The sequence below is a fragment of the Bradyrhizobium sp. WD16 genome, from assembly GCF_024181725.1.
Lineage (GTDB): Bacteria > Pseudomonadota > Alphaproteobacteria > Rhizobiales > Xanthobacteraceae > Bradyrhizobium_A.
In genome coordinates, this window is record NZ_CP028908.1 from 4326592 (window position 1) to 4338932 (window position 12341).

The following is a 12341-nucleotide window of genomic DNA, read 5'->3' on the forward strand; positions in this document are numbered from 1 at the left end:
GGGGCGCGCATGTCGGCATTTGGAGAGCCGCTGAAGACGCTGGCGGACATCGCGCGCTTCGAGCGCGAGGCGCCGCTCGAGGCCCGCTACGACGCCCGCAGCATCTACGACATCTTCAGGAAAAGCGCGGTGCGCCACGACGCGCGCGACGCGATCACCATGGTGATGACCGGCGCCGACGACGAGACGCCGCGCCGTGTCAGTTACCGCGAACTTCTCGCCGGCATCACCAAGGCCGCCAATCTGTTCGCGCGCCTCGGCGGCGAGGCGCCCGGCGTCGCCTATCTGCTGCCGAGCCTCGTCGCGACGCATTTCACCCTGTGGGGCGCCGAGACCGCGGGCTACGCGGTGCCGGTCAATTTCCTGCTGCAGGCGCAGAACATCGCTGATCTCGTCCGCGCGTCCGGGGCCGGCATTCTGGTGGCGCTCGGGCCGCATCCGCAGCTCGACATCTGGGACAAGGCGGTGGCGGTGCAGGCGCTGGTGCCCGGCCTCAAACTCGTCCAGGTCAGGGTCGGCGCCGCGCCGGTGCCCGAGGGCGTGACCGATTTTGTCGCGGCGCTGGCCGCCGAGCCGGCCGATCGCCTCGTCTTCGGCGAGGCGCGAGGGGGCGACGACGTCGCCGCCTATTTCCACACCGGCGGCACCACGGGGCTGCCCAAGCTCGTCACCCACACCCATCGCAACCAGCTCGCGGCCGCCTTCGGCGGCACGGTGATGCAGGACCTCGACGAGACCGACGTCATCCTCAACGCGTTGCCGATGTTTCATGTGGCGGCGACGATCTCCTGCGGGCTGTCGTTCTTCATCGCCGGCGCGGGCCTCGTGGTGCTGTCGCCGGCGGGGCTGCGCAATCCCGCCATGGTCGCCAATTACTGGCGCCTCGCCGCGCGTCACCGCGCCACGGTGATCGGCGGCGTGCCGACCGCGCTCGCCGCGCTGATCAATGTTCCGGTCGATGCCGATCTCTCGACGGTGCGCTACAGCATCGCCGGCGCGGCCTCGCTGCCCCGCGCCGTCGCCGAGACATACGAGGCGATGACCGGCACCCATATCCACGAGATCCTCGGCATGACCGAGGCCGGCGGCCTCGTCGCGCTGCTGCCCGGCGCCGCGGCGCCGGCGCCCGGCTCGGTCGGCTGGCGCCTGCCTTACAGCGAGGTGGTGGTCCGCCGCCTGACCTCCGACGGCGGCCTCGGCGAGCCCTGTGCGGCGGGCGAGATCGGCGTGCTCACGGTCCATGGTCCCCATGTCACGCCCGGTTATCGCGATCCGGCGCACAATGCCGGGCTGCTCCGCCAGGGCTGGCTCGACAGCGGCGACCTCGCTTACACGGACGGCGAGGGCCGCCTGTTCATCGCCGGCCGGGCCAAGGACCTGATCATCCGCAGCGGCCACAATATCGATCCCCTGACCATCGAGGAGGCGTTGCAGGCCCACCCCGCCGTGGCGCTCGCCGCCGCCGTCGGCCAGCCCGATCGTTATGCCGGTGAATTGCCGGTCGGCTATGTCAGTCTCAAGCCGGGAGCGTCGGTGAGCGCGGAGGAGCTGCAGCGCTTCGCCGAGCCGCGGATTGCGGAGCGGCCGGCCTGGCCGAGGCAGATCTTCGTGGTCGAGACCCTGCCGGTGACCAGCGTCGGCAAGATCTTCAAGCCGCAATTGCGGTGCGACGCGGTCGAGCGCCTGCTGCGGCCGCAGGTGGTGGCCGCGGCTCAAACCGACGCCGTCTCGGTCACGGCGACCGCCGGGGGCAAGCGCGGAACCGCGGTCGAGGTGAGGCTGCCTGCGGCCGCCGCCGCGCGCCGCGCCGAAATCGAGGCGGTGCTGCAAGGTTACTTGTTCGACTACGATGTTACGGTGGTAGGATGATCTGATCGCCGCACCGGGCTTGGCTTCATCCCTTGCGGCGACTAAAACCCGCCACACTTGCTCATCCGGCCTGCTCGTCCGGCTCGCTTATCCGGCCAGCCCGACCTGCTCGCTCAAATCCAGCCTGCTCGATCCGCCGAGCGCCACTATCCCGGAGATCCCATGGCCGACGCCCGCCGCGCGCCTCTCGACGACCAGACCGACATTCGCGGCGCCCGCGTGCTGATCGTCGAGGCGCGCTTCTATGACGATATCCAGGACGCGCTGCTCGAGGGGGCGCGGGCCGAACTCGATGCCGCCAAAGTCAGCCACGATGTCGTCACCGTGCCCGGGGCGCTCGAAATTCCGGCGGCGATCTCCATCGCGCTCGAGGCTGCGGAGCGCAGCGGCCGGCCCTATGATGCGGCCGTGGCGCTCGGCTGCGTCGTGCGCGGCGAAACCATTCATTTCGAGATCGTGTCGATGGAATCGGCGCGGGCGCTGATGGATCTTTCGGTGGCGCGCCGGCTGCCGCTCGGCAACGGCATCATCACCGTCAACACCGACGAACAGGCCTGGGCGCGGGCCCGGCGCAGCGATCTCGACAAGGGCGGTGACGCCGCCCGCGCTGCGCTGGCGATGCTGCGGCTCACGCGCCGCCTTTCGAAAGCATGACCATGACCGAGGCCAGGAAACCGGGCGGGCACGCCGCCGACAGCAAACCCGCCGACAAGAAGGCCAATCGTCGTGGCGCCGCGCGCCTCGCCGCGGTGCAGGCGCTCTACCAGATGGACATCGGAGGCGCCGGCCTCAACGAGATCTTCGCCGAATTCGACAGCCACTGGCTCGGCGGCGAGATCGAAGGCGAGACCTATCTGCCGGCCGAAGCGGCCTTCTTCCGCGACATCGTCTCCGGCGTGGTGCGCGACCAGAAGGCGATCGATCCGCTGCTCGACGAGGCCCTCAACAAGGGCTGGCCGCTCAAGCGCATCGACGCCATCCTGCGCGCGGTGCTGCGCGCCGGCACCTATGAGCTCGAGCACCGCAAGGACGTGCCGGGCCGGGTCGTCATCAAGGAATACGTCGACGTCGCCAATGCCTTCGTCGATCGCGACGAGACCGGTCTCGTCAATGCGGTGCTCGATCAGATCGGCCGCCGCTTCCGCGCCGACGAATTCACCGCGGCGGGGTAGGGCTTTCTTCGTCATGGTCGGGGACAGGCCCGGCCGTGACGATTGTTTCGAGAGTGGCCGCCGCCATGACTGCCTCCGCCATGACTGCCTCCGCCGAAGACGAGCTGATCGCCCGCTACTTCAAGCCGCTCGCCACCGCGCCGGGGGCGCTGGCGCTCGTCGACGACGCGGCGCTGCTGGCGCTGCCGGCGGGGGACGAACTGGTCGTCACCACCGACGCCATCGTCGAGGGCGTGCATTACCTGCCTGACGATCCCCCCGACAGCATCGCCCGCAAGGCCCTGCGGGTGAACTTGTCCGATCTCGCCGCCAAGGGCGCAGACCCGGCGGGTTTCGTGCTGACGATGGCGCTGCGGGCGCCCACCGACGTTTGGCTGGCGCCGTTCGCGCGGGCGCTGGGCGAGGATGCCGCCGCCTTTTCCTGTCCGCTGCTCGGCGGCGACACGGTCGCCACCCCCGGGCCCATGATGGTCTCGATCACCGCCTTCGGCCGCATCGCGGCCGGCACGATGGTGCGTCGCGATCGCGCTCGTGCCGGCGATCGCGTCTTCGTCAGCGGTGCGATCGGCGACGCCGCTCTCGGCCTCGACGTGCTCAAAGGCGGCCGCGCCCATGAGGTGCTGGCCGATGCGCCGCAAGCGCGTGCCGAACTGATCGCCCGCTATCGCGTGCCGATGCCGCGCAACGCCCTGGCGGGGGCGGTGCGCGCCCATGCCAGCGCCGGCATGGACGTTTCGGACGGACTTGCCGGCGATCTCGCCAAGCTCTGCGCCGCCTCCGGGGTGTCGGCGCGGATCGAGGTCGACAAGGTCCCGCTGTCGCCAGCCGCGCGCACCGTGCGCGATCGTGGGGGTTGTGCGTTGCCGGCGCTGCTCGCCGGCGGCGACGACTATGAGATTTTGTGCACTGTTCCGGCGAATCGCGGCGCGGCTTTCCGGGCCGACGCTGCCGCGGCAGGCGTGCCGGTGACCGAGATCGGCGTCATCGTCGAGGGCGCAGGTGCACCGGAATTCCGCGGCGCGGACGGCGCGCCCCTGGTGCTGAAAAGCCTGTCCTACAGCCACTTCTAGTGTGGCGTCTCGCAATTGCCTATGCCCTTTGCGGTAAGCCCCTGTAGGCAATTGCGAGACATAAGCCACACTAGCACTTTGATTTTGCTAGTGTCCCTATGTCTCCGAATTACCGTGCGAGCGCGAGGCAAACGTAGCGGTAATTCGGAGACAGGACACTAGCGTGGTTTTCGATCTGACGCGCGTACGACGAGCTCGCTGCAATACTGATACGAGCGGCACGAGCCTCAGGCGCCCCCCCCCCGACCAATTGCCGAGAGAAATTCCCCCCTCCGAGCCCGGCGCCGCCCGTGCAGCGTTGCGCCCAAGTAACGATTTTGGCATTGTTCGCGCCAAATTAAGGCAGCACGTGCCTTTCGGCGCGGCATGCCTGGTTTTTCGGGGCGCTGGCCGAACGACGCTCGGTCACCACGGCGGCTCGGGGGAACAATTCGGGGAAACAACAGGATAGGCGTACGTCATGACAATTCTTGGGGCGATTGTGCTCGCCGGAGCGCTTTCCATCGTCTACGCGATCTGGGCAACCAGATCCGTGCTCAGCGCCGATGCGGGCAATGCGCGCATGCAGGAGATTGCGGCGGCGGTTCGTGAAGGCGCGCAGGCCTATTTGCGTCGTCAGTATGCGACCATCGCGATGGTCGGCGTCGTCATCTTCATTCTGCTCGCCTATTTCCTCGGTGTTCTGGTGGCGGTCGGCTTCGCCGTCGGCGCCGTGCTGTCGGGCGCGGCGGGCTTCATCGGCATGAATGTGTCGGTGCGCGCCAATGTCCGCACGGCGGCGGCCGCGACCAAGTCGCTGGCGGGCGGCCTCGAGCTCGCCTTCAAGGCCGGTGCGATCACCGGTCTCCTGGTGGCCGGCCTCGCACTGCTCGGCGTCACGATCTATTTCGGCATCCTGACCGAGGTCATGAAGCTCGCGCCCAACAGCCGCACGGTGGTGGACGCCCTGGTGGCGCTCGGCTTCGGCGCCTCGCTGATCTCGATCTTCGCCCGTCTCGGCGGCGGCATCTTCACCAAGGGCGCCGACGTCGGCGGCGATCTCGTCGGCAAGGTCGAGGCCGGCATTCCCGAAGACGATCCGCGCAATCCGGCCACCATCGCCGACAACGTCGGCGACAATGTCGGCGATTGCGCCGGCATGGCCGCCGACCTGTTCGAGACCTATGCGGTGACCGCGGTCGCCACCATGGTGCTGGCGGCGATCTTCTTCGCCAAGTCGCCCCTGCTCGGCAACATGATGATGCTGCCGCTCGCCATCGGCGGCATCTGCATCGTGACCTCGATCATCGGCACCTTCTTCGTCAAGCTCGGTGCCAGCCAGTCGATCATGGGCGCGCTCTACAAGGGCCTGATCGCCACCGGCGTGCTGTCGCTGGTCGGCGTCGGTGCCGTCATCAACTTCCTGGTCGGCTTCGGCCCGCTCGCCGGCGTCGCCTACACCGGACTGTCGCTGTTCGAATGCGGCATCGTCGGCCTCGCGGTTACCGGCCTGATCATCTGGATCACCGAATACTACACCGGCACCGACTATCGCCCGGTGAAGTCGATCGCCCAGGCGTCGGTGACCGGCCACGGCACCAACGTCATCCAGGGACTCGCCATCTCGATGGAGGCGACGGCGCTGCCGGCGCTCGTCATCATCGCCGGCATCCTGATCACCTACAGCCTGGCCGGCCTGTTCGGCATCGCCGTCGCCACCACCACCATGCTGGCGCTCGCCGGCATGATCGTCGCCCTCGACGCCTTCGGCCCGGTCACCGACAACGCCGGCGGCATCGCCGAAATGGCCGGACTGCCCAAGGAGGTGCGCAAGTCGACCGACGCGCTCGATGCGGTCGGCAACACCACCAAGGCGGTGACCAAGGGCTACGCCATCGGCTCCGCCGGTCTCGGCGCGCTGGTGCTGTTCGCGGCCTATAACGAGGACCTGAAATACTTCGTCGCCAATTCGGCCACCTCGCCGTACTTCGCCGGCGTCGCTCCGGACTTCTCGCTGACCAATCCCTACGTGGTGGTCGGCCTGCTGTTCGGCGGCCTGCTGCCTTATCTGTTCGGCGCCATGGGCATGACCGCGGTCGGTCGCGCCGCCGGGGCGATCGTCGAGGAGGTCCGTCGCCAGTTCCGCGAGAAGCCCGGCATCATGCAGGGCAAGGACAAGCCGGACTACGGCAAGGCCGTCGACCTGCTCACCAAGGCCGCGATCAAGGAAATGATCATTCCCTCGCTGCTGCCGGTGCTGTCGCCGATCTTCGTCTACTTCGCGATCTACGCCATTGCCGGCGGCGGCACCGCCGGCAAGTCGGCGGCGTTCTCGGCGGTCGGCGCCATGCTGCTCGGCGTCATCGTCACCGGCCTGTTCGTGGCGATCTCCATGACGTCCGGCGGCGGCGCCTGGGACAACGCCAAGAAGTACATCGAGGACGGCCACTTCGGCGGCAAGGGCTCCGATGCCCACAAGGCGGCGGTGACCGGCGACACCGTCGGCGATCCCTACAAGGACACTGCGGGGCCCGCGGTCAACCCGATGATCAAGATCACTAACATCGTGGCGCTGCTGCTGCTGGCGGTCCTCGCGCACTGAGCAGGTCGCCCTCGAAACTCAAAAAGCCCGCGGCAGTCGCCGCGGGCTTTTTTATATCTAGTGTCCCTTTGGTTCTAACGTTCGTAGAAGCGCTCGCAGCAAGGGAATACGAACGTTGGAACCGGGACACTGGCGGTGTCCACATTCCGGCGTGGCCCCGACCGCCTCGTCAAAGACCGGCGCCGGCCTCGCCGTCGCCGCGCTCAGCGGAACGCGATGAGCTTGAACAGCGGCGTCAGGTAGCTGATCTCCTGGCCGCTGGTCGGCGTGGTGCGGCTGATGAAGTCGAAGATCTTGCCGTCCTTCAGGCCGTAATTGGCGAGCCGGGTGACGTTCCGGTTCTTGTCGAAATAGACCCCGATCACCCGCTGATCGATGATCTGCTGGTTCATGAAGGCGACCTTCCGCTCGGCGCGCTGCGAGATGTAGTAGAACACATCGCCGTTCAGCGTCGCCACGGTGGAGGGCGTGCCGAGCACGATCAGCACCTGGTCCTGGCTGGCGCCGATCGGGATCTGCTCGAGGGCGCCTTCGGGCAGGATGTAGCCCTTCTGGTACTGCTCGGCGGTACACCCGGCGAGGGCGGTGCCGGCGAGAGCGGCGGCGAGAGCCAGGGCGAGACCGCGGCGGCGCGGTCGAGAGGCGCCGGGCCGGGCGGCGCGGCGGCGGTAGCGGATCGTATCGGTCATTGGCGGGGCTGGCCCCTTCCTCTTGCATCGAGCGAGGCGTTGACGTACCGGGCAGGGCGCTGGCTTGCAAGCCGCAAGACCGTCGCAGACCCGACCGGAACCGGTGATGCTCTCGTCCCTGAAACGCCTTCTGAACCCCCGGGCGACATCGCGCGGCACCATCGAAGCCATCTATGGCATGATCGTGGCGCAGGCCCGAGAACCCCTTTTCTATCAAGCCTTCAGCGTGCCCGATACGGTGGACGGCCGGTTTGACATGGTAGTCCTGCATCTGTGGCTGGTGCTGCGGCGGCTGCGCCAGGTGCCGGGCGGCGCCGGCCTGTCCCAGGCCCTGTTCGACTGCTTTTGCAGCGATATGGACGCGAATTTGCGCGAAATGGGCGTCGGCGACCTGACGGTGCCCAAGCGGATGCAGAAATTCGGCGAAGCCTTTTATGGCCGCACCGTCGCCTATGACGCCGCATCCGCCGATCCGGTCGCCTTGCGCGCGGCGCTGGCGCGCAATGTGCTCAATAGTGCCGATCCTGATCGGGCCGCGGCGCTTGCCGCCTATGTCGAAACTGCCGCCGCGGCGCTCGGTGCGGTGTCCGGGGCGGACATCGCCGCCGGAACGCTCCGATTCCCGGCGCCGAAACCGCAAGGAGGCTTGCCATGAGCCCGAGCAAGGATAGCCCAAGCAAGGACAGCCCGAGCAAGGACGCCCGGACCAGGGACCGCGCGGCCGCGCTGCCGTGGAGCGCGACCATCGCGGTCGCGGAAATTCCCGAAGGAGGGCTGCATCAGGAGCTCGTCGCCAATGCCGCCCAGAACGCGGCGATGAGCGATCTCGCCGGCCTGCACGGCGTCTCCGGCGCCCATGCGAGCTTCGACCTGCGACCCGTCGGCCGCGGCCGCGTCCGTGTCACCGGGCGGGTCGGCGCCACCGTGGGGCAGACCTGCGTCGTGACGCTGGAGCCGCTGCAGAACGCCATCGACGAAGAGGTCGACGTGCTGTTTGCCCCGCAGGATCAGATCGAAGCGATCACCAGGGCGATGGAGGAAGAAGAAAAGGCGGGCGGCGAGGCGGGCGATCCGCCGGAGATCATCGAGGGGGACCGCATCGACCTCGGCAAGCTCGCCGCCGACGTGCTGTTCCTCGGCATCGACCCCTATCCTCGCAAGGAGGGGGTGGTGTTCGAGCCGCCGGCCGAGCCGGAAGACGCCGAAAGCCATCCCTTCGCCGCGCTCAAGGCCCTCAAGGAGCCGCCGCCGAAAAGCTGAAGGGTGATTCGCCCGGGAAGAGGGGCGGCCGCCGGTGCGCGCCTGCCGGCTGCGAACACCCGCGTCAAGATGTTGTATAGGGGCGCGGACACGCTATTGTCCCGCCGCTGCGGAGGTTCTGGGGGCTTTCGCGGGCCGTCGCAATTGCGACACGCCGCACCAGGACGGAAAACAGACTGACACCGCGACGCCGTCGCTACAGGGAATTGCCGGGACCTCCATGCCGCAAAAGGTTCGAATCGCGCTGGACGCCATGGGGGGCGATGTCGGCGCTTCGGTGGTGATTCCCGGCGCCGCGATCTCGTTGGCCCGGCACCCGGACAGCGAATTCCTGCTGTTCGGCGACAGCGCCAGGATCAATCCGCAACTCGAGGCCCATCCGGCGCTCAAGGCGGTGTCGCGGGTGATCCATACCGATGTCGCCGTCCGCATGGACGACAAGCCGAGCCAGGCCCTGCGCAGGGGCCGCAAGACCTCGTCGATGTGGCTGGCGCTGGACGCGGTGCGCAAGGGCGAGGCCGATGTCGCCGTCTCCGCCGGCAATACCGGGGCCCTGATGGCCATGGCGCGGTTCAACCTGCGCATGCTCGAAGGCATCGACCGGCCGGCGATCGCCGCGATCTGGCCGACCATCCGCGGCGAATCGGTGGTGCTCGATGTCGGCGCCTCGATCGGCGCCGACGCCCAGCATCTCGCGGCGCTTGCGGTGATGGGCAGCGCCATGGCGCGGGTGCTGTTCGATCTCGACCGGCCGACGGTCGGCCTGCTCAATATCGGGGTCGAGGAGGTCAAGGGCGTCGAAGAGGTGCGCGCCGCCGCCGACCTTCTACGCACGCTCAATCTGCCCCATATGGATTTCGTCGGCTTCGTCGAGGGCGACGGCATCGGCAAGGGTGCCGCCGACGTCATCGTCACCGAAGGATTTACCGGCAACATCGCGCTGAAGACCGCCGAGGGAACCGCGCGCCAGATCGGCGAATACCTGCGCAGCGCCATGAGCCGCACCTGGCGCTCCAGGATCGGCTATCTGTTCGCCCGCTCGGCATTCCAGGCGCTGCGCGAAAAGCTCGATCCGGGCAAGGCCAATGGCGGGGTCTTCCTCGGCCTGAACGGCATCGTGATCAAGAGCCACGGCGGCACCGATGCGGCGGGCTTTGCCGCCGCCGTGGATGTCGGTTATGAGATGGTCCGCTACGATCTCCTGACCAAGATCAATCAGACATTACACCGCGAAGGCGGCGGGCTGGTGCTACCCCCAGCCGCCCAGGAGGCTCTCTCGTGACAGTGACGCGTTCGGTCGTGCTCGGCTGCGGGTCCTATCTGCCGAAGCAGATTCTGACCAATGCGGAGCTGGCGACGAGGATCGACACCTCGGACGAATGGATCGTGCAGCGTACCGGCATCCGCCAGCGCCACATCGCGGCACCAGGCGAATACACCTCGGATCTCGGCACCAAGGCGGCGATCGCGGCGCTCGACGACGCCGGTATCGATCCCCAGTCCATCGACCTCATCGTGCTCGGCACCTCGACGCCGGACAACACCTTTCCTGCCACTTCGGTGGCGATCCAGAACGCGCTCGGCATCCATCACGGCGCCGCCTTCGATCTCCAGGCGGTGTGCTCGGGCTTCATCTTCGCGCTTGCCACCGCCGACAATTTCCTGCGCAGCGGCGCCTTCAAGCGGGCGCTGGTGATTGGCGCCGAAACCTTCTCGCGGATCCTCGACTGGAACGACCGCACCACCTGCGTGCTGTTCGGCGACGGCGCCGGCGCCATTGTGCTGGAGGCGCAGGAGCAGGCCGGGACCAACGCCGATTCCGGCGTGCTCACCACCCATCTGCGTTCGGACGGCCGGCACAAGTCCAAGCTCTATGTCGACGGCGGGCCGTCCACGACGCAGACCGTCGGCCATGTGCACATGGAAGGCCGCGAGGTGTTCAAGCACGCCGTCGGCATGATCACCGACGTCATCACCGACGCCTTCGAGGCCACCGGGACCAGCGCGGCGGACATCGACTGGTTCGTGCCGCACCAGGCCAACAAGCGGATCATCGACGCGTCGGCCAACAAGCTGCATATTCCCTCGGAGAAAGTGGTCTTGACGGTCGATCGTCATGGCAATACCTCCGCGGCCTCCATCCCGCTGGCCTTGGCGGTCGCGCGCAGCGAGGGCAAGATCAAGAAAGGCGATCTGGTCCTGCTCGAGGCGATGGGCGGGGGCTTCACCTGGGCTTCGGCGCTGATCCGCTGGTAGGCCCGGTCGGGATTGAACTGTATTTGAATCGATCTTTCGCGACATCGGCGGATGGAACAGGCTTGGCCTTGCAGTTGACCGCTGCAAGCTAAACCCCTAATTTCAGTGCCGAATTGTTCGCCGTATGGGGCAGGCGATGACCGGAACCGGAAAAACTGTAACGCGTGTCGATCTCTGCGAGGCGGTCTACCAGAAGGTGGGACTGTCGCGGACGGAGTCGTCGGCCTTCGTTGAATTGGTGCTCAAGGAGATCACGGACTGCCTCGAGCGGGGCGAGACCGTGAAATTGTCGTCGTTCGGCTCCTTCATGGTTCGCAAGAAGGGCCAGCGCATCGGCCGCAATCCGAAGACCGGCACCGAGGTGCCGATCTCGCCACGGCGGGTGATGGTGTTCAAGCCATCGGCCATTCTCAAGCAGCGCATCAACACCACCACCAATGGCAACGGGGCCAAGAACGGCGACAATTCGCCGGCGCGGTCCGGCGGCGCGCAGGCCTGAGCGCGCGGAGTTCGCGTCAGTCGCGTTCGCGTTGGCCGGTCGCTTGAGTTGACCGGCGAAAGCAGAAGTGCCGTTCTCTCGAGCGCTGTTCTCTTGACTTGAGAGATCGCTGCAATCGCTGCGGAGGAGCGCAATTGGACAAGGCACCCGACGCATTCCGCACCATCAGCGAGGTCGCCGACGACCTCGACATTCCCCAGCATGTGCTGCGATTCTGGGAAACCCGCTTCGCCCAGATCAAGCCGATGAAACGCTCCGGCGGCCGGCGCTACTACCGGCCGGACGATGTCGCCCTGCTGCGCGGCATCCGCCGCCTGCTCTATGGCGAGGGCTACACCATCCGGGGCGTCCAGCGCATCCTGCGCGAGCAGGGCATCAAGGCGGTGCAGGCGCTGGCCGATGCCGAGGCGCCATCGCCGTCCGCGGTGACGCGCCCCAGGGCGGGCGGGCCGAAGGACGCGGCGGCCGTCTTCGCCGGCGAGGAGGCGATCGAGGCCGAGGACTTCGATGCTACCGAGGACGCGGAGGACGCGGCCGCCGAAGCCATCGCTGCCCGCGGCTATGACGCCGGCGACGACGAAGAGCACGAGGGCCAAGACGAGGGAGAGGCCGACGAGGGAGAGGCCGAGGACGAGGAGGACGACGCCGAGCCGGCGCCGCTTCACCGGCCGGTTGGCGTGGCGCCGCCGGTGGTGGCTGCGCCGTCGCCGCGGCCGCAGCCCCGCCCGGCCGAGCCACCTCGTCCGTCCGGCCTGCCGCGCGCCGAGGCGATGAGGCTCCGTGGCGCCCTCGACGACCTCCTGGCCTGCAAGCGCCTGATCGACGACGCCATCAAAACGAGTCCGCCGGAGCTGTTTCCGATCAAGGATTGAAGAGGTTACGGCGATCGGTGCAGGTTGCGCTTGAAGAGCGCCGAGGGCGCAAGGCCGGCGCCGGGACTACGTT

The 12341-nt window shown here is 67.8% G+C and carries 12 protein-coding genes; 11 read left to right on the top strand and 1 reads right to left on the bottom strand.

Features of this window, described 5'->3' with window-relative positions; translation table 11 throughout:
* Window positions 1-9 precede the first annotated feature (9 nt).
* From DB459_RS20085 to DB459_RS20105, 5 genes are all read left to right on the top strand, one after another.
* On the top strand, window positions 10-1869 hold the full coding sequence (locus DB459_RS20085) for an acyl-CoA synthetase (protein WP_253706998.1): 1860 nt from the start codon (window positions 10-12) through the stop codon (window positions 1867-1869).
* Window positions 1870-2031: 162 nt separating this feature from the next.
* A complete protein-coding gene (gene ribH, locus DB459_RS20090) occupies window positions 2032-2523 on the top strand; it encodes a 6,7-dimethyl-8-ribityllumazine synthase (protein WP_253706999.1) in 492 nt (163 codons plus the stop codon).
* Window positions 2524-2525: 2 nt separating this feature from the next.
* Complete coding sequence (nusB, locus tag DB459_RS20095; protein WP_253707000.1) at window positions 2526-3041, top strand: transcription antitermination factor NusB; 516 nt, start codon at window positions 2526-2528, stop codon at window positions 3039-3041.
* 80 nt (window positions 3042-3121) lie between these two features.
* Entirely contained in the window at window positions 3122-4111 is a 990-nt protein-coding gene (gene thiL / locus DB459_RS20100; RefSeq protein ID WP_253707001.1) for a thiamine-phosphate kinase, read from the top strand.
* Between the two features lie 460 nt (window positions 4112-4571).
* On the top strand, window positions 4572-6692 hold the full coding sequence (locus DB459_RS20105) for a sodium-translocating pyrophosphatase (protein ID WP_253707002.1): 2121 nt from the start codon (window positions 4572-4574) through the stop codon (window positions 6690-6692).
* 203 nt (window positions 6693-6895) lie between these two features.
* On the opposite strand, the gene DB459_RS20110 is transcribed toward DB459_RS20105, so the two are convergent.
* Window positions 6896-7381 (bottom strand): outer membrane protein assembly factor BamE, encoded by a 486-nt coding sequence (locus DB459_RS20110; protein WP_253707003.1) that lies wholly within the window; start codon window positions 7379-7381, stop codon window positions 6896-6898.
* Window positions 7382-7487: 106 nt separating this feature from the next.
* Here DB459_RS20110 and DB459_RS20115 point away from each other — a divergent pair, with 106 nt between their 5' ends.
* The 6 genes from DB459_RS20115 to DB459_RS20140 all read left to right on the top strand — a co-directional run bounded on the left by DB459_RS20115 (window position 7488) and on the right by DB459_RS20140 (window position 12268).
* Window positions 7488-8036, top strand: a complete 549-nt coding sequence (locus DB459_RS20115) for a ubiquinol-cytochrome C chaperone family protein (RefSeq protein ID WP_253707004.1) — start codon at window positions 7488-7490, stop codon at window positions 8034-8036.
* Window positions 8033-8641, top strand: a complete 609-nt coding sequence (locus tag DB459_RS20120) for a DUF177 domain-containing protein (RefSeq protein WP_253707005.1) — start codon at window positions 8033-8035, stop codon at window positions 8639-8641. The genes DB459_RS20115 and DB459_RS20120 overlap by 4 nt, the downstream gene beginning before the upstream one ends.
* Window positions 8642-8861: 220 nt before the next feature.
* A complete protein-coding gene (gene plsX, locus DB459_RS20125) occupies window positions 8862-9923 on the top strand; it encodes a phosphate acyltransferase PlsX (protein WP_253707006.1) in 1062 nt (353 codons plus the stop codon).
* Window positions 9920-10897 (top strand): beta-ketoacyl-ACP synthase III, encoded by a 978-nt coding sequence (locus tag DB459_RS20130; protein WP_253707007.1) that lies wholly within the window; start codon window positions 9920-9922, stop codon window positions 10895-10897. The genes plsX and DB459_RS20130 overlap by 4 nt, the downstream gene beginning before the upstream one ends.
* A 136-nt stretch (window positions 10898-11033) precedes the next feature.
* Window positions 11034-11396 (top strand): integration host factor subunit alpha, encoded by a 363-nt coding sequence (locus tag DB459_RS20135; RefSeq protein WP_253707008.1) that lies wholly within the window; start codon window positions 11034-11036, stop codon window positions 11394-11396.
* 134 nt (window positions 11397-11530) lie between these two features.
* The gene (locus tag DB459_RS20140) at window positions 11531-12268 is read left to right on the top strand and encodes a MerR family transcriptional regulator (protein ID WP_253707009.1); all 738 of its coding nucleotides are present in this window, start codon (window positions 11531-11533) and stop codon (window positions 12266-12268) included.
* Window positions 12269-12341 lie beyond the last annotated feature (73 nt).